The sequence below is a fragment of the Chitinophaga sp. GbtcB8 genome (assembly GCF_019091455.1).
GTDB lineage: Bacteria > Bacteroidota > Bacteroidia > Chitinophagales > Chitinophagaceae > Chitinophaga.
Window position 1 is genome coordinate 1 of record NZ_JAGXJN010000048.1, and the last position, 21,318, is coordinate 21,318.

Here is a 21,318-nt window from a genome sequence, read left to right on the forward strand (position 1 = left end):
AAAACTGATTTGAAAAGGGTGAATGCTTCTTCGCCATGGCCATGGAAGTTGACCCAGGGATAAATTGCTCTCATAATTTTAGTTTTTAAATTGTTAAGTTTTTTTCCTTTCGGCTATTAGTATAATTGGCAATTTTCTTCTTATGATTTTTGCGATAAGGTTTCAAACAGATCATCCAGGTTTTTAATAAACGGTCTCAGGCTGGTATCTATTGATCTTGCAAATGGAGAACCGGAAGTTTTCCTTATCATAAACTAACACCTTAAGACTGTTCGCAAACATCCCGACAGCATGGTTTTCCTCATAAAAATCTATGTAATAATAAGCTTTGTTTTGATCTGAGTATTCATATAAGTTGCCATCGATCTCAAATCGCCCTCGATAAAGCGTGTCTAAAGCTGGTCCTTTTTACTTTCTTTTGTTATGCTTTCAAATAATGAAGTGCCACACACCCCGATTTGAAATGTATGGTATTGGCCAGCTTTAGATCAAGTTTTTCCTGAAGGCTTCCGGCATCCAGCAATGGTCTCCCCTTTCCTGCGATCACCGGATGAACAACCAGGTTAAATTCATCGATAAGGCCTGCTGCAATCAACTCCGGAAGCAGGCTTACACTGTCTACTGAAATTTTTTTACCGGGTTGCTGTTTCAGTTCCAGGAGTTCTGCCGCAGGATTGCTGCGGACAATCCGCGTATTTGCATCGCCGCTGTCCAATGATCTTGAAACAACAACACTATCGATAGCGCTAAGCCTTTTGGCAAATCTATTTTCAGCTGCTGTGCCGGATTGACTTTTCGCAACATCGCTCCAATAGGGAAACATGAGCTGGTACATGACACGGCCAAAAAATAACAGGTCAACATCGTCCATCATTCCTGTAAAATAATCCATCAGCTCTTCATCTGGATTAAAAATAGTATGATCGCAGTAGCCGTCTATACTAATGTTCATACCGAACGTTACAGTTCTCATTTTATCAGTTTTTGTTTTTAAGACTATAAGCTAAAACTAAGGGAGGGCATTAAATATTATGAGGGTATTCCGCGACAAAAAAAGGGGTTTTAACGCCATCTCCCAACCCATCATATGAATAACCTTACATTTTACTTCCCAAATAAAAAAATACAGCGCTGCCGTTATAATAGGTATTTTGACAAATTTAAGCGCGGGTGGAATGGAAATTCAGGGGTCTTCATGGCTTACTTTTCCGGCCGGACATTTTTGATCAGTTTATGTTTTTAACGCTTATATGCATAATAGGCATCAGTTTCCTGGCAACGCTGGTGCGCTCTACTTTCGGGTTCGGGGAATCTCTGATCGCAGTTCCCTTATTTGTGCTTTTTCTCCCGCTTAACGTAGCGGTTCCCTTATCTGTACTGATGTCCGTTTTCGTGGCATCTGTAGTTGTTATCCAGGATCACAGGGAGATCCATTTTAACAGCGCTAAGTGGCTGATCATATATGCCATACTGGGCATACCATTGGGACTGCTGATCCTTACATACGGGAACGAATACTGGGTAAAAATAGTTTTGGGATTACTTATTATAGGCTATAGTGCTTATACCTTGCTGCTAAAAAACCCTCCGCGGCTTGAACATGACAGCCGCTTCTGGCTGTTTGCCTGCGGCTTTTTATCAGGTGTGCTTGGCGGGGCTTACGGTCTTAATGGCCCGCCGCTGGTAGTGTACGGCAATATGAGAAAATGGAGTGCAAAACATTTCAGGGCCACCCTCCAGGCTTACTTCCTGCCGGCCAGCTTTATTGGTATTGTTGGTTATGCTATACAAGGATTGCTGGGGTTGGAAGTGATCAGGTATTTTTTGTTTTGCCTGCCTGCTATAGTGCCGGCTATTTTCCTGGGCAGGTATTTCAACCGTAAGCTACGGGATGGCTCATTCTTCAAATATGTTTATTGGGGATTGATCGCCATTGGTTTATTATTGATCGTTTTTACACTGTCGGGAATGAAGCATTAAGCAATTCCCTGCTAAATATCTATACTTCAAAATCTGCCGAAATAGTTACCGCTTTCCAATCCTCTATCTCCTGCGTCATAACTTTAAGCTTTTCCAACGCCCGGTTATAGGCATCTTTCCCTAAGTAAAGGTGCAGCGGCGGTTGTTCACTTTCAGATAATTGGATCAGTATTTCAGCCGCACGGTCAGGATCACCGGGTTGTTTGCCGTTACGGGCCAGGTAACGGGTCTGTGTATCTTTCACCGCCTGGTAACCATCGATCCTGCTCTCCGTATAAGCCAGCGAGTTTTGGGTGAGAAAGCCGGTACGGAAACCGGATGGTTCAACCACGGTAACCTTGATGCCGAACTCTTTTACATCCAAAGCCAGCACCTCTGAAAACGCCGCCACAGCGGCTTTGGTAGCTGCATATGCCGCGCCCCGGTTACGTACCATACTTTTGATGTGTTCATGGCTTTAACTTTTTAGCGTGTATATGTTCCGGTTAGGGAGGTGGTTTCTTCAATGAGCGACTGCATCAGCGCGGCCGCTTTTTTGTGGCGTAATACCGGCGCTATCTGGCCGCCCCAGAAAAGTATCATATCATGTTTCTGCTGCTCCAGCGAAGCCTTGCGCAAGGATGACATGAAGGTGGTTTGCAGGGGGAATGGTAGTATCTGGTTTTCCTTTCCTATCAAGTCTTTGGCAATACGCGTAGTGATGCCCCTGCCTAAACGGCCGGTAAAAGCTCTTGACAGCATAGTATATTTTGCAGCATCAGAGAATAACATTTCCCGGTGAATGGGCAGCGCACCCGATTCGTCACAGGCCAGGAAAGCAGTACCTATCTGCGCTGCATCGGCGCCCAGGGTAAGGGCTGCGGCTATTCCACGGCCGGTAGCAATGCCTCCTGCGGCAATGATAGGCAGCTTTACTTTTTCCCGGATCAGCTGCAGCAATACAAAAGTACCTGTAGTTGACTGTTCAGCCGGGGCCAGGAACGAGGGCCGGTGACCACCCGATTCAAAACCCGAGGCAATGATCATATCCACACCGGCATTTTCCAGCGCAATTGCTTCATCCAGCGTGGTAGCCGCCCCCACGGTTTTAATACCCAGCCTGCGGCACTGCTCCAGGATATCTGCTGTGGGTATGCCAAACATAAAGCTGAATACTTTAGGCTTAATGCTTAGTATAACTTCCACCTGGTTCTCAAATCTTGATCTGAAGGGCGCGGGCTGTGGTGGCAGGGGTATGCCGGCTTCGTCAAAATAGGGCTTGAACAGCTGTGTTACCTTTTGATATTGTTCAGCGCTAACAGTACCATTCACCGCATCGGTATCTGAAACCCACAGGTTAATGTTGTAGGGCTTATCCGTAGCAGCTTTCAACTGCTGGTCCAACGCGTAGATCTCCTGCGGGCTCATAGTGTAAGCGCCATAGCCTCCCAGCCCGCCGGCATTGGATACTGTTGCTACCAGCTCAACGGACGACAATCCACCGCCAAAGGGTCCCTGCATAATGGGATACTGAATGCCTAAAATTTCACTTGCTTTTGTGTTGTACCACATGCCTTTCTATTTTAAAGATTAACGTCGCTGATCATTTTATTTACGATGAGCCATTTGCCGTCAATTTTATGGAACGACAGGAACTCGTCATAATTAAACTCATACATTTTTACATGCACTTTAGCTACAGCGATAGAATTGATCACATCCACGGCTAAAATATCGCCCTTAAATGGTTTGCCCGAATCTTTGGGGCTTTGGCGATGCGCCACCCCATCCAGGTACTGCTCCAGGGTTTTGGCATAGGGCTGCCCCTTTACGTCACCGAATAATAAGGTGCCGGGATGATACACCTGTGCTAACAGGCTAACGTTCCCTTCATAGATCCCTTTGAAGTAAATGTTCTCCAGCGCCTGTGTAATGGCGGCTTTGTCTTGCTGATCGGTTTGCATTTTCTTTAGCTGTTGTGCTTTCAAACCCGGTACGATGCCCAGCAGGAAAGCTGTTGACAAAATTGCTTTCATATCAGTTTAAATTATGTCCGGCGGCCATGCCACCATCCACATTAATAATGGCGCCATTGATAAACGTGCTCTTAGCTACGGTATACACCATTTGAGCTACATCTTCTACTTCACCCACGCGATTGAGAAGATGCAGGTGAGCGCTTTTATCGTCCTGGCCATTGTGCATGGGTGTGCGTATTACGCCCGGGGCCACGGTATTAATCCTTATATTATGTTTGCCAAACTCCGCTGCCAGCTGAAGGGTAAGCGCATGGATGGCGCCTTTGCTGGACACCGCCGCACTGGCAGGCACCCCGCCAAAAGCATGGTTAACCATGGGCGTACCAAGGTTGATCACCACACCGTTCTGCTGTTTTAACATTTGCGGAATGACTGCCTGGGTGGTGAAATAGGTTCCCTTCAGGTTGGTGTTTAAAAATTTGTCGAGGTAAGCTTCATCCACTTCCAGGAAAGGTTTGGTGCCAAAGATCCCGGCATTATTCACCAGCACATCTGCCGAACCAAATTTTTCAACGGCGGTGGTTACCAGCTTTTCGCCGGTACGTTTATCACTCACATTACCCGCAATCATAGCCAGGTTGGGGCCAGCGCCAAGCTCCTGGTAAACCTGCTCCAGCTTTTCGGGGGTGGAGGAGTTAATGATCACATTATCGCCCCGTTCTAAAAAATAACGGGCCACTTCTTTCCCTATACCGGATGATGCACCGGTAACGATTATTGTTTGCTTTTTCATTGGAATAATTCTTTTAAGTGAGCATGAAGCCATTATGAGTATCCTCATAATGGTTCCATGGTATTATTTCTTTTCCGCCGTTATGCCCTTTTCTCTTAAAACAGATACCTGCTCCCCTGCATAACCCCAGTCATCCAGGTGAATTTCCTGGATCACCACGTGGGTAAGATGAGGGTCCTTATTCAGCGTGCTGGTAATGAGGTCTGTAATACCTTTTATTAACTGCTGTTTTTGTTCACGGGTAACGCCTTCACGGGTCACCTCTATTTTTACATATGGCATGGCTGTGGTTTTAAGCTAAAACATTTTCTTTAGCAGCTGTAGCAGTGATATTCACCTGCAGCTCAAAATCATTATAGATCAGGATATCGCCCAGGTCTTTGAAGAAACTTCCAGAACGGAACTTCATACCGTATTGGGTGCGGTCCACCACGATAGTGCCTGATGCGGTTACCACATCGCCGGAAAGATTGATCTGTGCATCAAAACTGATAGGATGCGTGCTGTTTTTTATGGTGAGATCACCTTCAATATGGGCGCCGCTTACTGAAGTGATGTTAAATATTGCTTCGGGATATTGCGCTGAGCTGAAGAAATCATCCGAAGCCAGGTGCCCCGCAAACTGCGCATTGGTGGCGGGGTCCATTATGTCCAGTATTTTGATGGAGGTGGTATCAGCAACAAACCTGCCGCCGGTCAAACGATCATTATCAAATAATAATGAACCTTCTTTGATGCCGATGGTGCCATTATGTGCACCGGTTACTTTACGGCCCACCCAATCAATATTGCTTTGGGTGCTTACGATATTAAATTTTTTAGTTTCCATTTTCTTTATGTTTTTAATGACAACACAAAGGTGGAGTGGAATGACGAGGAAAGCATGTGACCTGCATCACATTTATAATAGTGCCCGTTTTATGTGATCTACATCAAATTTTAACCATGGTAGAGGCGGCTTAGCGTTTCGCGGGAAACGCCCAGGTAAGCGGCAATAAGTTGTTTGGAAACGATATTATATAACTGTGGATAGGTATTAAGCAGCTCTTCGTACCGGTGTTTTGCATCGTTGTTCATGAATGACAAAAGCCGTTTCTGCGCCGCTACATAACCTTTATTGGTACGCCAGCGAAAGAAGTGTTCAACCGCATGCAGCTCGCTGCACAGCTTTTCGCGGTCGGCATTGGACAGGCAAAGGACTTCGGCATCCGTAATACAATCTACACCAATGGTAGCTTTAATACCATTGTATAAAGCATTATAGTCTGATGCCCACCAGCCAGGCATTGCAAACTGGAGGATGAACATTTTCAGATCGTCGTTAATATAGAATGATTTCAGGCAACCGGCTGTTACAAAGTACTCGCAGCTCACTTTATCTCCCTCTGCAATAATGGCCTGGCCCTTTTTAAAGGACATGGGTTTGAAATGGGAGAATACATAACTAAACTGTTCGTCGTTAAGATCAATTATTTTTAATAAATGGTCCTTCAGAATAGTTTCAGCTTTCATGAACCGAAGTTATTAATTAACTCCTGATCATCCTAATCCAGCTAAAGACCTGGCAGGGGCTTCCGGATGTCATTCCTGCCGGAAGCTTTTTAAGCTTCCATCTTCATTAAACTGTATATCATAACGCTCACGGGTACCATTAATAGTTCCCGGGAACCAGCGCATCCTTTTATCCCAGATGGATACATAAACAGTGGTCGCCTGTTTTGCACCCTCCACTTCTGCAGCCTTCCCATTATAAACCCGGGCCACCCTGGCTGCATTGGCAAAGCTGATCCTGTCTAAAGAAACCAGCTTGCTGTCTACATCATCATGTAAGAATATTTGTGCAGGTGTGGGCGCAGACCATTTGCCATCACTGTACGTGTAATTGTCTACGTACTTAGGGTTTTCAGGATGCCGGAGCATAAGCATAATATTTCCATCCCCATAAAAATGAACGGAGCGGTAAATGAAGATCTCCTTACCGGCAAATTGTGGCAGGGCTCTTAAAGCCTTCTCCGCCTTTTTTAAACGGGTAGTGTCTGTTAAGAATTTTTTGCTTTCCCTGGTGGGAGCATGAGTATGGGTGGTGGTGGAAGTTGAAGTATGTGTTTCCGTTGATATATGTGCTTCTATTTTTATACTAAGGCTTTCCTGTTGTGTTGCCACCGGTTTAGCCGAACTATCAGCAGCAGCCTGCTTTTGAATTTCCCTGCTTACGGCAGCACTATCCGGTTTAAAAGTTTCCTCCACACTTTTTAATACCTGCTTGCAGCCGGAACTGCACAGGACCAGCACAATAATAACGGAGCGTAATGCCTTCATAGATGATTCAGCTTAATTCGTTTAGATCGCTTGCAAATGCTATTTTTTCCGGTTTCTCTTTGAGGTAATAAATAGAGATATGCTCCTGCTTAAGGGTATCTAATTCCAGCAGGCCTACAATTTTCTTCAGGCTTGCGTGGTGGGTCTTTTTCAGGTGATCAGTATATTCAAGGTCAAATTTTACCTGTGGCTGCTCATTAATGTAGGTACCGGTTTGGCTGGCCTTAAGCAGCCGGGCATCGGTTTGTATGCCTTTAAACTTAATAGATACTGCATCACCGGGCTTAGCCAGCTTATGGTAAATAAGTGTGATGATAATCCGGAAAAATAAGAGGATGGCCGGGCAAACAATAAGCGGGTGGCCCAAACTCATAAAACGCCATCCCATACCTTCACTTTCTGATAAATAGGCGTAGCCGTAATAAGCAATTACCAGCGCAGTAAGCGCTAACCAGCCGAAGCTGATTAGCGCAATAGCTGCTTTTTTAATAGTGGCCTCTGAAGTTGCAAAAATAAAATAGGGCTCATGCTTTACTTCTTTATCAAGTAACAGCTCAATCTTTTTTCCTACTTCAAAACGGCGTTCATAAGGCTTGGCGTCATTTATACTTGCCTTTTGTAAAATTTCAGCACCCACCAGGTTTTTAAATGACAGGTTAAGATCATAAGCATCGTAACCTGCATTGGGCTTTGATGTTTTTGTGACCGCCATGATCTTAGCTTCCCGTCGTATCCCTTTCTCTCTCAGGTAGGTTATATTCCGTTTGGCAATAAAAATATTTATGATCCATTTACGGAAATATCCGGCTAACACTACCCCCCAGATCACCACAGAAGCTGCTGCAACGCTCAGCGCAAACCAGGGATCCCTTTCCCGGAGGTTGGGTGGGTATTCACTTTTGATGTTGTAATACAAAAGCATGGGAAGGACAATCGCAAAAAACACCGCGTTAATTATTGCGAATAATAAAAAGCCACGTTTCATTGTCAGCCGGATGGGTTTTAATTAAGGGGTGATGGATATAAAGGCCGGCGGCGACTACCCAATGAAAGAGAACTTATATTCGAACATTTTACCAATTACCGGGATAGGTTTTTGCGCACCATTGGCGGCATTAATAATACCCATTACCCAAAGCACGAAAATAACCAGGCCTATCATGCTCAGAAAAGACAGGGAGGGTACTATAGTGGCGATAACACTTAATATTACATTTAATATAATACTTACAATGGCCAATCCTAATGCCTGCCGCAGGTGATATTTCAGCAGGGGATCCGCCTTTTCTTTTCCACTAAAATAGGCGATTGCCCAGCCGATAAGAGTAATGTAGGAGATCACAGATAATGTTTTGTTGTTCATAAGGCTTAGTTTTTTAGGTTTTAAGTTGCCTGCACAAAACTGGGTTTAGTCAGAGGCCTTTCCAAATATCAGCCTGCTACAGACCATCTACACCGGGCTGAAATACCATCTACAATGCGTCTACAATTATTTTAAATACTTGTTTATCAAATCATTACAACTCCTGTAGATGTAGACTTTTTTGCCCGGGCGGGCGGGTCTTTTAATCTTTATACTACTTTTGCGGTATGAAATATATAGGGGTAAAAGGTGTATTCTTTTTGATAGGTATAAGCTTATGTTGTTTCATAGCTACTGCGCAAACTTCTTCACCGGACCATTCACAACCGGCTGCCGGGTCAGGCCAGAGGGAGCAAGCCGCCCACCTTACCCACCTGGCAGAAGCTTACCGTATAAACGAAAATTATCCATCCGCTATAGCAACAGCACAACAGGGCGCGGGCATTGCCCTGCAGCTGAAGGATCTTACCGCAGCCACCAGGGCCTATACGGTGCTGGTTAATATTTACGCCAATACCAAACAGTTTGCCATCCTGAAAAAAACAAGCGACACCGCGCTGTCCATTGCCCAAAAGGCGCGTACCCCTATTGCCATGGCTTATGGTTATTACACCCAGGCCTTATTATATAATGCGCTCGACAATGCCGATTCCGTAACCAACTACGCCCAATTGGGCCTTAAGGCACAGGGGCAAAACCCGGAACCTTATATTTCCGCTAAAATATATTACCTGATGTATGCCCTGAACACCCTGTGGGATGATGTACAGAAAGTGAATACCTATGCACAGAAAGCTACTGAAAATGCCCTGCAAACCGGTGATTATAACCTGCTAAGCAACTGTTACATAGCGCAATCAACCGCTGCTGATTATAACTACCAAAAATCCCAGAGCACAGACCAGCGGGATCTTATTATTTATTATTTAAGAAAAGTTGAGGACCTGCACCAGCAACACCCTAAGGAAGTAGCACAAAAAACCTATGCTATAGCCTGTATAAATAGTGCTGATTATTATTTAAGAAATTTTCCGGCAACAGACGAAAAGGCGAAGGCAAACGCCATTCAATATGCCAACATGGCTAAAACAGCGGCAAAAAGTACTTTATACGGGCAGGAAATTATGGCCAGCAGCCTGGGTATCTTAAGCGAATATGCTAAGCGGGATAAAAAAACAGCACTGGAAGAAAATTATTTGCTGGAGGCTTACACCGTAATGCAAGACCAGAAGGATCCTTACTATTACACCCTTATTAACGTAGTAACGGCGCTGGCCAACCTTTATGAGAAAAACGGGAATTACACAAAAGCCCTGGAATTTCAGAAAAAAATAACCGAATATAAAGCCAAACTCTTTGACCGGCAGCAGGCGCTGAATGCCCAAAAGCTGGAAATACAGTACGAGACCGAAAAAAAAAATAACGAAGTACTAATGCTAAAACAACGGGAGCAATATAGCCGCATGCAGAACTACTTCTATATTGGCATTGCCGCCGTTTCCCTCCTGGGGCTGATCTTTATGTTCCGCTCCTACCATTTCAGGCTGCGGTATTCACTGCAACGGGAAAAACAGCTGCAGCTGGAAAAGCAGGAAGCTGAATTGCAGATGAAGCTGGAAAAAGAGGAACAATCCCGGTTAAAGGCCGAACAGCAGCTGCTGGAAGCCCAGCAACAACAGCTGCAAAAAGAAGCCATGGCCAACCTGCTGCAATTGGAGCATAAAAAAGAGATGTTATTGCAGATCAAAGAAAAAATTAACGATAATGACCTGTTAAACATCAATAAGATCTGGAATGAGGAACAGCTGCTGGATAATGATTTTGAAGATGTGAAATTGCAGATCCAGCAGGTACACCCCGATTTCTTTTACCTGTTAAATGAAAGAACCCAGCAAAAGCTCACCCCTCTTGACCTGAAGCTGTGCGCTTACCTGCACCTTAAGATGGATACGAAGAAAATTGCCCAGATCCTGCATATTGAGCCTAAGAGTGTGCGCATGAGCCGGTACCGGATCAAACAAAAGCTGGGATTAGGGAAAGAGGAAGACCTGAATGTTTTTTTACAGAACCTGGGGTAAGCTTCCAATTCGGTCCTATCATATATTCTTCGCAGTTAGCCTCAATTTTTCCCTTTTCCGTAAAAACTTTTCCGGATTGTTAAAATGTCTTCCCATTTCTGCCCGCACCTTTGCGGAAATCTGATATTGTCATGAAGCGGGTTATACAATTTATACTCCTCCTACTCCCTCTCTTTGGTTTTGCCATGAACGATGAAAATGAAACGGACTTCGGATCCATTAAAGGGAAAATCACCACCAATGATAACAAGGCCGCAGCAGCGGTAAGCATTGTAGTAAAAGGAACTGCTAAAAATACACTGAGTAATGATGATGGTACTTTCAGCATTCATCACCTGGCGCCCGGCAGCTATGAGCTGGAAGTATCGCTGGTAGGCTATGAAACACTCACGGAGAGTGTAACCGTAGAAAGGAATAAAACCGCCACTGTTAACTTACAGCTGCAGGTATCCAGCACACAGCTGCAGGAGATCATTATTACCCATACCAAAAATAAATTTGCAAAAAAGGAAAGTGAGCAGATTGCACGCCTGCCTATCAAAAACCTGGAAAACCCGCAGGTGTACCAGGTGGTGGGTAAAGCGCTGATGGATGAACAGGTAGCCACTGAACGTACGGATATTTACCGGAACATTCCCGGCGCCGTACCTAACTTTATAGCCGGCGGCTCACAGGGTATGACCATGCGCGGCTTTTCCAATACCGTGGGCATGCGGAATGGTTTGGTTACCAGCGCCGTAGTTCCATTAAACCCCATCATCCTGGAGCGGGTAGAAGCTATTAAAGGGCCTGCCGGTACTTTATTCGGCAGTAACCGCAACATTACTTTTGGCGGTGTTTTTAATTACGTGACTAAAAAACCGTATGAAGATTTTGGCGGTATGATCAGCTATACCGGCGGCAGCTACGAGCTAAGCCGGGTTGCTGCAGATGTAAATGCCCCGCTGAATAAAGATAAAACCTTACTGTTCCGCATGAACGCCGCTGCACAATCAGAAGGCTCATTCCAGGACCAGGGATATGCAAAGAACTATACAGTTGCGCCCAGCTTCTCGTACCAGGTAAATGAGCGGCTGAAGCTTACGGTAGAAGCGGAGCTTACCCGCGCTAACTATACTACTGCCTCCCTGGCCATTGGATCACTGAAAAATGTAACCGCCCATAACTTTAAAGATCTGCAGCTGAATTATAAAGCTTCTTACATTAATAATGGTGTAGATGTTAGTAACGGTATTAATAATGTACAGGCGCTGGTAGAATATAAAATATCCGATAAATGGAAGTCACAAACCAACTACCTGTATTCAGACGGCTTTTACAAGCATTTTTACTGGACCACCCTTACAATGCTCACGGATTCTACCATGGGCCGTTCTGTAAGGAACCAAACCCCGGAAACCTTTGGTAATACAGAGCTGCAGCAGAATTTCATCGGTGACTTTAACATAGGATCACTGCGCAACCGTATGGTGATCGGGTTGGATTATAATTATAACTATAACGACTTATACCGTGTTACTTTAAATGTGGATACGGTAAACATCCGCCAGCCTGTAAAAGACGTTAGTGCTGAAAAGCTGAATGCACTTTCTGTTCAGAAAGGTTTTGCCAGCACTACCACTAAAGCTTACAGCTACAGCGCATATGCTTCCGATGTATTGAACATTACGCCTAACCTGATGGCCATGTTAAGCTTACGGGTAGACCGGTTCACCACAAAAGGCACGTACACCCCTGCTACGGGTAAGTATGCCGGCGAATACAGCCAAACCTCCCTGTCGCCTAAATTCGGGTTGGTGTACCAGGTGATACCGGAAAAAGTATCTGTATTTGGTAACTACATGAATGGCTTTGTGAACCTGGCGCCAGCTCCACAGCCGGACAATACCATCCTGGAGCTAAAACCTCAATATGGCAACCAGTGGGAAGGTGGGGTGAAGTTTGATGTGATCAGCGGTAAATTAAGCGGCTCTGTTAGCTATTATGACATTTCGGTTACCAACTCCACCCGTATAGAAGTAATTGACGGGCAAAATTTCACCGTGCAGGACGGCACCCAGCACAGCAAAGGCTATGAGGTAGAAGTGATCGGCAACCCCGCTACCGGCGTAAATATTATAGCGGGTTATGCGCATAACGAGAACAAATACACGAAAGCATCTTCTGCACTGGAAGGTAAATATGTAACTTTTGCACCTAAAGATGTAGCCAACCTGTGGGTAAGTTATGCTATTCCGCAAGGCAAAGTGAAAGGCCTGGGTTTTGGCGTGGGCGGCAACTATGTAAGCGATTCGTGGTTTGAAGCTACCAACACATTTGTGCTGCCGGGGTATACCTTACTGAATGCCACTATCTTTTACGACCAGCCTAAGTTCCGCCTGTCTGTAAAAGGCAACAACCTGTTAAATAAACAATACTGGAATACCAATGGTACACCGCAGAAACAGCTGAATTTTCTGGCTAGTGTAGCATTTAAGTTCTGATAGCCTTTTCCATTAAAACAAAAAAAGACCTGAGCGTTCAGGTCTTTTTTGTTTTATACCTTTTCTGCCAGCCCCACCTGCTGCATGGCAGTATAATCCACTTTTCCGTTGGGCGTTAATAATATCTCATCAACCTGCTGTATCCGGAAGGCGCTAACATGCAGCTGCAGCTTTTCGCTTAGTAATTGTTTGATGGCGCTTCCGTCCAGCGTTCCCAGGTGCTGCACCAGCAGGTACTTATCTTCCACGCCTATGCATGCCACCGTTCCTCCATTCAGCGCATTTTTCAGGATGGCCTCTACCTCATCCAGGTTCACGCGGGTACCAAATAGTTTTACAAACCGTTTCATACGGCCGGTAATGTAATAGTAACCCTCCGCATCTTTTTCGGCCATATCACCGGTATGCAAAACAGGGTTGTGATCAAAGGTTTGCAGACCAGCCAGGCCGGTAGCATAACCGCCAAACACATTAGGGCCCGTGTATACCAGCTCCTGCGTGTCAGGGCTTATATCAAAACGGCCGTTCTTAATGGGTAAACCAATGGAGCCGGCCTTGCTGAGCAGCGCCTCCGGCGGCAGGTAGGCCATACGCGCCGTGGCTTCCGTTTGTCCGTACATAATGAAGAATTGTTTATCCCGGGCAGCCGTATATTCCCCGAATGTTTTGGCCAACACCGGGCTAAGCCTGCCGCCGGCCTGCGTCATATACCGCAGGGATGCGTATTCTTTTTTACAGAACCCAATGCGGTGCAGCATTTCATATACATAGGGCACGCCTGCTATTGACGTGTAGCCATACCGGGTAAAATCTTCCCAGAACTCTTTTTGCACCACATCCCGGCTGGTACATACCACCTGCCCGCCAGCCATGCTATTAGTGGTGAGAACAGATAACCCGTATGAGTAAAATACCGGCAGGGTAAGCGGGGTTACATCATGGTGCTGTATTGGTAAATAATCAATAATAGATAAGGCATTCTGCACCAGGTTATCTTCCGACAGCTTTACAAACTTGGGCGAGCCGGTGGTACCGGAAGTGCTTAACAATACTTTAATATCCGGGTGAATGGAGTAGTCAGATTGCGTACTATTTCTGAACAGGCGGGTGGTAGCTTCAAATCCTTCCACGGTTGTGCGGGATGGATCATAAATATAACAAGGCCTGTACAGCTGCTCCAGCTGCTGCTTGTAGGTTATGTTTAGCTTAGGGCTTAGTAAAGCAATGGTGAACGGGCTATCCAGGAAGTTTAATAAAGCTTCAATAGCCGCAATGCTGTTATCAATATATAAGAATGCCAGGCCACGCCGCGGCTCAATATCCAGGGTATGTGTAAGATCAGTTACCCGGAAATGCTGGCCAGTAGCGGGATCTACATATACCAGCTGCGGGTTGGCAGCTATCAGGTCATACAATCTCATCATCAGTCAATAGCTATTTGATGTTTGCGCAGTGTTTCCTTTACTTTTTCCACGCTGCTCATTTCCAATACTTCTTCCGTATCAATAGAAATATTAAAAGCAGCTTCCAGCTCAGTGATCAGGTAAATGTGTGATACGGAATCCCATTCGGGGATGCTTTGATAGCTCAGCTCATTGGTGACCTGCGCTGCCGGGATGGATAAGGCGGCAGCGAATATATCCTGCAGTTGTTGCGTTGCGTTCATGTTGAATTATATTTTTACTTTTTTCCAGTTACCTCTTTTAAAAACAGTGATACAGGCGGCGGCCAATACCAGCTCTGAAACCAGGATGGCAATAAAAATGCCTTGTGCACCCCAGCTGTAATGCAGGCCCAGCAAGTAAGCCAGCGGCAGCTGTGTGATGTAGAACATCAGCACATACAGTAAGGTTACTATGTGCACGGAACCGGCTGCGTTCAGGGAGCGGGAAATGACCATGGTATACCCAAAGAAAAAATAGGCAATGGCCATATAACGCAGGTACAGCGCTGCATTTTGTGCAACAATGGTTTCCCGGGTAAATAAATGCACAATGTTTTCCCCGGCCAGTAATAATACCAGGGCAATGGCGCCCAGGAAGAACATGTTAAAAGTGCCGGTTTTCCACACAGATTGCTCTGCCCTTTCCGGCTGGCCTGCACCCAGGTTTTGCCCGGTTAGCACACCAGCTGCATTGGCAATACCCCATGCCGGTAATACGGTGAACATAATAATACGGTTAGCCACAATGTAACCGGCCAGCACACTCTCCCCCAGCTTTGCTACAATAATGATCATCAGAAAACGGCTGGATGAAGGCACCAGGTATTGTACCGTACCGGAAGCTGCCAGCTTTAACAGCCGTTTAATAATGTCCGGCACCAGCATCAATTGTTTTTTGCCGATCACAATCCTTTTTTCCTGCGTGGCAAAATACCAGCATTGGTAGCCCACACCTATGCAGTTGGCAATACCGGTGGCCATAGCGGCGCCCAGCAAACCGAAAGCAGGTATAGGCCCTGCTCCTAAGATCAGGATAGCGCATAACACGGCATTCACCGCATTGGACAACATCAGCGTGCGCATAGCCATGGCCGCATTACCGGCCCCGCGGAACACGCCGTTCAGCAATACACGCATCACCACAAAAATGATACAGCCAAACATAATACGGGAAAACAGGTCGCCTTCCACCACCAGCGCCGGTGAAGCGCCTGCCAGCTGCAGGATGCCTTTGTTAAAGCACATAGCCAGCACACTAAATAATACGGAAAGTGTTATGCCCATGTAAATAGCCTGCATAGCGGCCAAGCCAGCGGTTTGCGGTTTCTTTTCTCCTACCCGCCTGGATATAATGGCCGTAGCTGCAATGCTTAAACCCATTGCTACAGAATGGAAAATGATAATCACAGAATTGGTAATGCCTACAATAGTAATAGCCCTTTCTCCCAGGCTGCTTACAAACAGCAGGTCCACCATCACAAACAGTGATTCCATGGCCAGCTCCAGCATAGTAGGCACGGATAATAAAAACGTAGCGCGGTTCACACTACCGGAAGTAAAATCTTTTTCAGTGCCGGCAATGGCATGTTTCAATAAGTTAAATATAGAGCGGGCTCTGAAAAGCACGGCGTTCATGAGTGATTGTTTAACGTTAAAAATGTTCCTGCACCAGCTGTTCTACAGGCGCTTTTGCAGCAGCCACGCCAAATTCCTGGTAAGCAATACGTTCCTCTACCTTGTAGATCTCTTTACCGGTTATGGTATTAATGATGCGGGAATTGCGGTAAGCGCCCATACCCAGGTCGGGCGTTACAAAGCCATGAGTGTGCAGCTCCACGTTCTGAACAAAGATCTCGCTGTTATTAATATCAATGGTATAGTTACGATGCACATCCGGCAAGTTATCCGGCATACGGCGTATGCGCTCATGAATGCCCTGTATAAATGCGGGCTCATTGTACTTATAACCGGTAGCCAGCACCACCGCATTGGTATGGTGTGTAAAGGGCAGCTGCTGCTGTATCTGTGTAAATTGTAACGCGTAAGCATGTGACCCGGTACCGGCTGTAATGCTGTTTAGCTCACTGCAGGTTTTCAGCTGCACATTTAAGGTTTGCCCGCCCACACTCATTTCATACAGGGTATCAAAAATTTCGTTGATGAGGTCATAATTAATGCCTTTAAACAATGGGTTCTGTGCCGATAAGATCTTGCGGCGTTTTTCCGGCGGCATGTTGTAAAAATAATCCACATACTCCGGGGAGGTCAGCTCCAGTGTGAGCTTGGAGTACTCCATCGGGTAAAATCTTTCTGCCCGGGTGATCCAGTCCAGCTGAAAACCGTTCCTGGTTTCCGGCAGCAGGTCGTGAAAAATTTCCGCAGCGCTTTGTCCGGAACCAATAACAGTAAGCGCCCCTTGTTTTAAAATATTGGCTTTGTTGGATAAATATTCCGATGTGTGGATCACGTTCGGCAACACCGTCCTGTTCACAAATGCCGGTACATAAGGCTGGGTACCGGTGCCCAGCACCAGCCTTTCCGCATAATAAGTAGCTGCCTGGCCGGTTTTAGTGTTTTGCACACTTACTTCATACAGCTCATTGTTATAAGTTACTGATACTACTTTATGCGAAAACCGGCAGGAGGGTAATTGCTCAATAACCCACTTGCAATACTGGTTATACTCCTTACGCAGCATGTAAAAACTTTCCCGGATAAAGAAGGGGTACAGCCGGTTTGTTTGCTTCAGGAAATTCAGCCAGCTGAAATGGCTGGTAGGATCGGCCATGGTAACCAGGTCTGTGCCCATGAACGGGGTTTGCAATGTAGCATTGTCTAACATTAAACCGGGATGCCAGTCAAACACATCGCCCTGGTCAAAGAAAACAGCATGCACGCTTTTAACGGGGTGTAACAATGCAGCCAGCCCAAGGTTAAAAGGACCAATGCCAATGCCGATGAGATGATATACCTGTTGTTTATTCATTTTAGATTTGTTTTTCAGTTTGTGGGGTAATGTGCTGCGCCTCGGGGAATTTGGCCCAATACCATTCCCGGTAGCAGAAATTCAGGTTAGCTTTTTTATGCGGCAGCTCAATCACTTTCTCTATCCTGAATCCTACATGCGCTTTGTTCATAATAGCTGCCAGGGATTCAACCGATCCTTCACCCACCATTTTGCCTACCTGTGGTTGTGCAAATACAAAATCCAGCATGGATTGCGTGGATGGGGAAGCAAATTTTTTCCTGGGATCAGTAGGCGCAATAAACTGGTGCGTGCCATAATCAGTAGGCAATGCGGGATAGTAGTCAGCCAGCATATCGCGCACAACCCAGTACACTTCAAAATTGTACGTTGGCTCGCCATTTATTTCACCAATGTAGCTATGGGCGGCATTGCCCGGCAACATAGTACGGTAGTAGGTTTCCAGCTGCTGTAAGGACCAGTCCATTTTCCAGATCTTTTTAGCATGCTCCCGGTTAAACCACTCGTGTACCATTTCCAGGTCACGGTCTACATCAAACGGGCGTATGCTTACCGTTATATTTTCTTTGGGAAAATAGCGGCTGTATACCGTGCCTGTTCCTGTTGGGTTAATGAGCGCCCTGGAAAAAAAGTGTTTGTGTAAAGGGTTAGGCGTATTTCCCAGCTTATTATTGGATAACAGCTGTTTAATTACATCAGTGCCCTCTGCTTCAAAAAATCTATACGCCAGCTGAATTAAATAAATTTCATCTGCCTGGTAATGATAACCCAGCGTGCCTATTACCGGCATTAGCTGATGCAGTATAAATTCTTCTGCCTGTGCTGTTAGCAATGGCAGGTTTTGCTGCAAATAGCTTTCAAACCAGGCTATAGGATCAGGCATCCCCCGGGGCACATCCGGCAACGGATCTATGTGCATTGCATTCAAAGCCGGTGCATAACGTTCAATAATAGCAGCCAGGCCATCTGCATCTATCACTTTTATTATCCCTGTAGCTATCTCTCTTTCTGCCGCAGGAAGATCAAAAACATGATACCCGCTTTCTGAAAAATATTGCAGGGGTACAAACACTTCCAGCCCAATGGATGAAAAGTCCAGACGCAGGTGTAATGCATAACCGGTAGTTTTATAGAATGCAGCCAGCGGTGCATCATACTTTGGCATACCGCCATAACAGCTACTGTTATTGAGCTCCAGGCAGCAGTAATGAAGCAGCGCTGAAATTTTTTCACTTGGTGTTTGCGTTATTGGCGGACTAATAACCTGTATCTCCATTTTAATTTTTTATTTTAATTAACCATGCACGTATTTCAGCTACTGCCAGCTGCACACGCAGCTTGCCAAATAGCTGTCCCTGCTCAGGTGTAGCCATACAGGGATCGCCGGAAACACCGGCAGCATCCAGGGGCCCATTACCACCTTTGGTAGTATCACCGCTGGCGAAGTAAGCGGTTCTGACAGCTGCAGGTGTGGCGGCCCAGGTTTCTGCAGCATCCCACAAACCTCCATGCCCGCCGGGCACCTGGCCCTTGGCGGCAATCATGGCTTCTATTTGCGTTCTTGCTTTTGCATAACCATCACTGGAAAAAAATACGCGTACACCTGTTGGCTGCAGCATGCTGTCTAAGCGGGCAGCCAGTATTTTTAAAGGCTGCTGGCTGTTGAAATGATCGCTGAGCAATACTATGTGCCGGAAACCGGCCATTACCATGCTGCGCACCAGGTCTTCATGCACGCTGGTAAATGTTTGATCGCTCAGGGAAATAGTTCCCGGGAAACGTTCCAGCACCGGGTGATTAGGCGCAAAGGGCAGTATAGGCGCTATCAGCGTATTCCCTAAACTATCTGCAATCTGCGCGGCATACCGGCGCACCCGGTAATTATGCTTGCCCAATACCAGGTGCGGGCCGGATGCCTCTGTGCCTCCGCTGAAGATCAATACCGTTTGTGCACCGGCACGGATCTTTGCGGCCAGTTCCCGCGAGGTCAGATCTTCTATAAACAGCTGCTGCTGCTGCGCATGCAGCCGGCTGCACACTAATACGGCCAGCAGGCAAAAACTGATTAGCTTTCTCATATTATTTCCAGTTGCGGGCGCAGTTTGGTTTTAAAAGCAGCCACCGGGTTTTGTAAAACGCCCACAGCATGCACCTCAAAAGGATTAGCGCGGTTGCGCAGCTGCCGGTTATTGCTGATCTGCATTTTATTCAGCGCATCCGGGCTAAACTGCGGCACAAACAGATCGTCGCGTTTAAACTTTGCCGCCAGTTCCGGGTGCGCCTGCTGGTACTGTAATATTGTTTCCGCAACCAGCTCCCAGAAACGGGCTTCCGGGTAATCTGCATGCTCTACCAAAATGGCGGAGATGAAACGGAAAATGGAATCAAATACCTGGGTAAAAATTGGCAGTGTGCGCGCTTCTTCAGCCACCGGTACCAGCAGGCGTTTAGCCGCTTCCGGTAGTACGGTATCTGCATTCATAACAGATACTTCCTCTCCAATGTCTTTCATGATGGTCCTTACCGGTACATTATTTTCCAGCACCAGTATAAGGTTTTCCCCATGTGGCATAAATACCATATCGTACTTATAAAAGCAATGCAGCAAGGGGCTCATATAACAATAGAAATATTGGCGCAGCCAGGTATCTGTATCCTTACCGGAGCTGCGGATCAGTTCCGGGAGTAAGGCATTGCCATTTACATCCGCATGCAGCAGCGCGGCCATGGTCATCAGGCGCTGGCCCGGCTGCACTTTCGGCAGAGGGCTTTCACGCCACAAGGCCGCCAGCATTTTTTTATAGGGGTTATCTGTTTTGGTGGCCTGCTCATAAATATGGTTGGAATAACCCGTGGTGGCTATTTCCCGCAGGGTACAAAAACCTGTTTCCTGCAAATAGGCATCTCCTTCTACCAGCGTATGCACCCATTCATTAATTACCGGCGTGGTACGCATAAAGTAGGGCGACAATCCCCGTACATAACCCATGTTTAAAATAGACAGCGCGGTTTTTACATAGAACTTCTGTGGCTGATCTACGTTAAAAAAAGTGCGGATAGACTGCTGGGGCAAATACTCATCATCCCCGTAACCCAGATACACCAGCTTATGGGCGGCAATATCCGGTGCAAAAATGCCGGCCAGCTTATTAAACCATTGCCAGGGATGCACCGGCATAAAAATATATTGCGCCGGATCCAATGCTTTCCCGGTAAGTATAACATTAAAGGCGGCTACTTTTTCAGCGCCCAGCTCCTGCTGCTGCACCTGCTCATAGGTAAGCGGGTCTATGCTGGTAAATTCCGTACAATCCCGGCGGCCGGCCAGCCATATTAAAGGAAATGGCGTAGCTGCTTCCGGCGCAAAACTTTTATAGTCTGTAGCATCAAAACCTATACGCCCATTGTTAGCTACAAAACGGGGATGCCCCGTCATGGCATGCTCTACTTCCTGGTAACCCGCCGTGGCAAGGTATTCAGCGGAAGGCCCCTCCTGTGTATGGATGTAAGCGCTGCCATACAGCGTAGCGCTTACTTCTTCCATATACACCGGCAGCAGTGCCGGGTCCATGTTCATCTGTTCATTAAATTCCACTATGAAAGCCAGCGCATCCAAAGGTGCAGGCGCGCCATCGATCAATTTTTTTATAGAGGGCATATCAATATACCAATGCCGGAGCTGCAAAATTTTTGCGCGGAAATGATATACCACTTTTATACTTTCTGCAGCCAGCGCATAATAATTCCACCCTTCTTTTGCATACTCAAATGCAGGCTGAATGATCTGCTCATGGGCAAACTCCGCGATCATTTTCCGGAGCTGCAGGCGGTTCACCTTTTCCCAGACAGCCGGTTGCAGGTGGGCCACTGCTTCCCGGGGATCTATTGAATAAGACATGATATTGATGTTTAGT

The 21,318-nt window shown here is 46.3% G+C and carries 21 protein-coding genes; 3 read left to right on the top strand and 18 right to left on the bottom strand.

The features are described from left to right. Positions 1-421 precede the first annotated feature (421 nt). Entirely contained in the window at positions 422-973 is a 552-nt protein-coding gene (locus KVT36_RS28375; RefSeq protein ID WP_217606818.1) for a dihydrofolate reductase family protein, read from the bottom strand. 260 nt (positions 974-1,233) lie between these two features. Here KVT36_RS28375 and KVT36_RS28380 point away from each other — a divergent pair, with 260 nt between their 5' ends. Next, positions 1,234-1,980 (top strand): sulfite exporter TauE/SafE family protein, encoded by a 747-nt coding sequence (locus KVT36_RS28380; protein WP_217606819.1) that lies wholly within the window; start codon positions 1,234-1,236, stop codon positions 1,978-1,980. A gap of 19 nt (positions 1,981-1,999) precedes the next feature. Here KVT36_RS28380 and KVT36_RS28385 read toward each other — a convergent pair whose 3' ends face one another. From KVT36_RS28385 to KVT36_RS28430, 10 genes are all read right to left on the bottom strand, one after another. After that, a complete protein-coding gene (locus tag KVT36_RS28385; protein WP_217606820.1) occupies positions 2,000-2,416 on the bottom strand; it encodes an SDR family NAD(P)-dependent oxidoreductase in 417 nt (138 codons plus the stop codon). Between the two features lie 29 nt (positions 2,417-2,445). Next, positions 2,446-3,531, bottom strand: coding sequence for a nitronate monooxygenase family protein (locus KVT36_RS28390; protein WP_217606821.1), 1,086 nt, complete (start codon positions 3,529-3,531; stop codon positions 2,446-2,448). 11 nt (positions 3,532-3,542) lie between these two features. Continuing rightward, positions 3,543-3,995: a nuclear transport factor 2 family protein gene (locus KVT36_RS28395; protein ID WP_217606822.1), complete on the bottom strand. Its 453-nt coding sequence runs from the start codon at positions 3,993-3,995 to the stop codon at positions 3,543-3,545. Between the two features lies 1 nt (position 3,996). Then, the gene (locus KVT36_RS28400) at positions 3,997-4,731 is read right to left on the bottom strand and encodes an SDR family NAD(P)-dependent oxidoreductase (RefSeq protein ID WP_217606823.1); all 735 of its coding nucleotides are present in this window, start codon (positions 4,729-4,731) and stop codon (positions 3,997-3,999) included. A 63-nt stretch (positions 4,732-4,794) separates the two neighbouring features. Beyond that, entirely contained in the window at positions 4,795-5,013 is a 219-nt protein-coding gene (locus tag KVT36_RS28405) for a 4-oxalocrotonate tautomerase family protein (RefSeq protein ID WP_217606824.1), read from the bottom strand. Between the two features lie 10 nt (positions 5,014-5,023). Continuing rightward, a complete protein-coding gene (locus KVT36_RS28410) occupies positions 5,024-5,560 on the bottom strand; it encodes a YceI family protein (RefSeq protein ID WP_217606825.1) in 537 nt (178 codons plus the stop codon). Positions 5,561-5,670: 110 nt separating this feature from the next. Beyond that, a complete protein-coding gene (locus tag KVT36_RS28415) occupies positions 5,671-6,243 on the bottom strand; it encodes a Crp/Fnr family transcriptional regulator (protein ID WP_217606826.1) in 573 nt (190 codons plus the stop codon). Positions 6,244-6,312: 69 nt separating this feature from the next. Next, the gene (locus KVT36_RS28420; RefSeq protein WP_217606827.1) at positions 6,313-7,050 is read right to left on the bottom strand and encodes a hypothetical protein; all 738 of its coding nucleotides are present in this window, start codon (positions 7,048-7,050) and stop codon (positions 6,313-6,315) included. A gap of 7 nt (positions 7,051-7,057) precedes the next feature. Further along, entirely contained in the window at positions 7,058-8,035 is a 978-nt protein-coding gene (locus KVT36_RS28425) for a hypothetical protein (protein WP_217606828.1), read from the bottom strand. A gap of 54 nt (positions 8,036-8,089) precedes the next feature. Continuing rightward, the gene (locus tag KVT36_RS28430; protein WP_217606829.1) at positions 8,090-8,413 is read right to left on the bottom strand and encodes a DUF4870 domain-containing protein; all 324 of its coding nucleotides are present in this window, start codon (positions 8,411-8,413) and stop codon (positions 8,090-8,092) included. A gap of 227 nt (positions 8,414-8,640) precedes the next feature. On the opposite strand from KVT36_RS28430, the gene KVT36_RS28435 reads away from it, so the two are divergent. Beyond that, a complete protein-coding gene (locus KVT36_RS28435; RefSeq protein WP_217606830.1) occupies positions 8,641-10,491 on the top strand; it encodes a hypothetical protein in 1,851 nt (616 codons plus the stop codon). Between the two features lie 131 nt (positions 10,492-10,622). After that, a complete protein-coding gene (locus KVT36_RS28440) occupies positions 10,623-12,974 on the top strand; it encodes a TonB-dependent receptor (protein WP_217606831.1) in 2,352 nt (783 codons plus the stop codon). Positions 12,975-13,027: 53 nt separating this feature from the next. Here KVT36_RS28440 and KVT36_RS28445 read toward each other — a convergent pair whose 3' ends face one another. Genes KVT36_RS28445 through KVT36_RS28475 form a run of 7 tightly spaced genes read right to left on the bottom strand, consistent with a single transcriptional unit; the run spans position 13,028 to position 21,302 of the window. Beyond that, entirely contained in the window at positions 13,028-14,398 is a 1,371-nt protein-coding gene (locus KVT36_RS28445) for an AMP-binding protein (RefSeq protein WP_254640235.1), read from the bottom strand. Further along, positions 14,398-14,640 (bottom strand): acyl carrier protein, encoded by a 243-nt coding sequence (locus KVT36_RS28450; RefSeq protein WP_089920150.1) that lies wholly within the window; start codon positions 14,638-14,640, stop codon positions 14,398-14,400. The genes KVT36_RS28445 and KVT36_RS28450 overlap by 1 nt, the downstream gene beginning before the upstream one ends. A gap of 6 nt (positions 14,641-14,646) precedes the next feature. Further along, entirely contained in the window at positions 14,647-16,053 is a 1,407-nt protein-coding gene (locus KVT36_RS28455; RefSeq protein ID WP_217606832.1) for an MATE family efflux transporter, read from the bottom strand. A 16-nt stretch (positions 16,054-16,069) separates the two neighbouring features. After that, positions 16,070-17,404 carry a lysine N(6)-hydroxylase/L-ornithine N(5)-oxygenase family protein gene (locus KVT36_RS28460; protein WP_217606833.1) on the bottom strand — a complete coding sequence of 445 codons (1,335 nt, stop codon included), beginning with the start codon at positions 17,402-17,404 and terminating at the stop codon, positions 16,070-16,072. Position 17,405: 1 nt separating this feature from the next. Further along, positions 17,406-18,680 carry a GNAT family N-acetyltransferase gene (locus KVT36_RS28465; protein WP_217606834.1) on the bottom strand — a complete coding sequence of 425 codons (1,275 nt, stop codon included), beginning with the start codon at positions 18,678-18,680 and terminating at the stop codon, positions 17,406-17,408. Position 18,681: 1 nt separating this feature from the next. After that, entirely contained in the window at positions 18,682-19,482 is an 801-nt protein-coding gene (locus tag KVT36_RS28470) for a creatininase family protein (protein WP_217606835.1), read from the bottom strand. Then, on the bottom strand, positions 19,479-21,302 hold the full coding sequence (locus KVT36_RS28475) for an IucA/IucC family siderophore biosynthesis protein (protein WP_217606836.1): 1,824 nt from the start codon (positions 21,300-21,302) through the stop codon (positions 19,479-19,481). The genes KVT36_RS28470 and KVT36_RS28475 overlap by 4 nt, the downstream gene beginning before the upstream one ends. Positions 21,303-21,318 lie beyond the last annotated feature (16 nt).

What these genes read in the sequence shown, in the direction of transcription:
- KVT36_RS28375 (WP_217606818.1), bottom strand. Translation starts at nt 973, where the DNA reads ATGAGAACTGTAACGTTCGGTATGAACATTAGTATAGACGGCTACTGC.
- KVT36_RS28380 (WP_217606819.1), top strand. Translation starts at nt 1,234, where the DNA reads ATGTTTTTAACGCTTATATGCATAATAGGCATCAGTTTCCTGGCAACG.
- KVT36_RS28385 (WP_217606820.1), bottom strand. Translation starts at nt 2,416, where the DNA reads ATGGTACGTAACCGGGGCGCGGCATATGCAGCTACCAAAGCCGCTGTG.
- KVT36_RS28390 (WP_217606821.1), bottom strand. Translation starts at nt 3,531, where the DNA reads ATGTGGTACAACACAAAAGCAAGTGAAATTTTAGGCATTCAGTATCCC.
- KVT36_RS28395 (WP_217606822.1), bottom strand. Translation starts at nt 3,995, where the DNA reads ATGAAAGCAATTTTGTCAACAGCTTTCCTGCTGGGCATCGTACCGGGT.
- KVT36_RS28400 (WP_217606823.1), bottom strand. Translation starts at nt 4,731, where the DNA reads ATGAAAAAGCAAACAATAATCGTTACCGGTGCATCATCCGGTATAGGG.
- KVT36_RS28405 (WP_217606824.1), bottom strand. Translation starts at nt 5,013, where the DNA reads ATGCCATATGTAAAAATAGAGGTGACCCGTGAAGGCGTTACCCGTGAA.
- KVT36_RS28410 (WP_217606825.1), bottom strand. Translation starts at nt 5,560, where the DNA reads ATGGAAACTAAAAAATTTAATATCGTAAGCACCCAAAGCAATATTGAT.
- KVT36_RS28415 (WP_217606826.1), bottom strand. Translation starts at nt 6,243, where the DNA reads ATGAAAGCTGAAACTATTCTGAAGGACCATTTATTAAAAATAATTGAT.
- KVT36_RS28420 (WP_217606827.1), bottom strand. Translation starts at nt 7,050, where the DNA reads ATGAAGGCATTACGCTCCGTTATTATTGTGCTGGTCCTGTGCAGTTCC.
- KVT36_RS28425 (WP_217606828.1), bottom strand. Translation starts at nt 8,035, where the DNA reads ATGAAACGTGGCTTTTTATTATTCGCAATAATTAACGCGGTGTTTTTT.
- KVT36_RS28430 (WP_217606829.1), bottom strand. Translation starts at nt 8,413, where the DNA reads ATGAACAACAAAACATTATCTGTGATCTCCTACATTACTCTTATCGGC.
- KVT36_RS28435 (WP_217606830.1), top strand. Translation starts at nt 8,641, where the DNA reads ATGAAATATATAGGGGTAAAAGGTGTATTCTTTTTGATAGGTATAAGC.
- KVT36_RS28440 (WP_217606831.1), top strand. Translation starts at nt 10,623, where the DNA reads ATGAAGCGGGTTATACAATTTATACTCCTCCTACTCCCTCTCTTTGGT.
- KVT36_RS28445 (WP_254640235.1), bottom strand. Translation starts at nt 14,398, where the DNA reads ATGATGAGATTGTATGACCTGATAGCTGCCAACCCGCAGCTGGTATAT.
- KVT36_RS28450 (WP_089920150.1), bottom strand. Translation starts at nt 14,640, where the DNA reads ATGAACGCAACGCAACAACTGCAGGATATATTCGCTGCCGCCTTATCC.
- KVT36_RS28455 (WP_217606832.1), bottom strand. Translation starts at nt 16,053, where the DNA reads ATGAACGCCGTGCTTTTCAGAGCCCGCTCTATATTTAACTTATTGAAA.
- KVT36_RS28460 (WP_217606833.1), bottom strand. Translation starts at nt 17,404, where the DNA reads ATGAATAAACAACAGGTATATCATCTCATCGGCATTGGCATTGGTCCT.
- KVT36_RS28465 (WP_217606834.1), bottom strand. Translation starts at nt 18,680, where the DNA reads ATGGAGATACAGGTTATTAGTCCGCCAATAACGCAAACACCAAGTGAA.
- KVT36_RS28470 (WP_217606835.1), bottom strand. Translation starts at nt 19,482, where the DNA reads ATGAGAAAGCTAATCAGTTTTTGCCTGCTGGCCGTATTAGTGTGCAGC.
- KVT36_RS28475 (WP_217606836.1), bottom strand. Translation starts at nt 21,302, where the DNA reads ATGTCTTATTCAATAGATCCCCGGGAAGCAGTGGCCCACCTGCAACCG.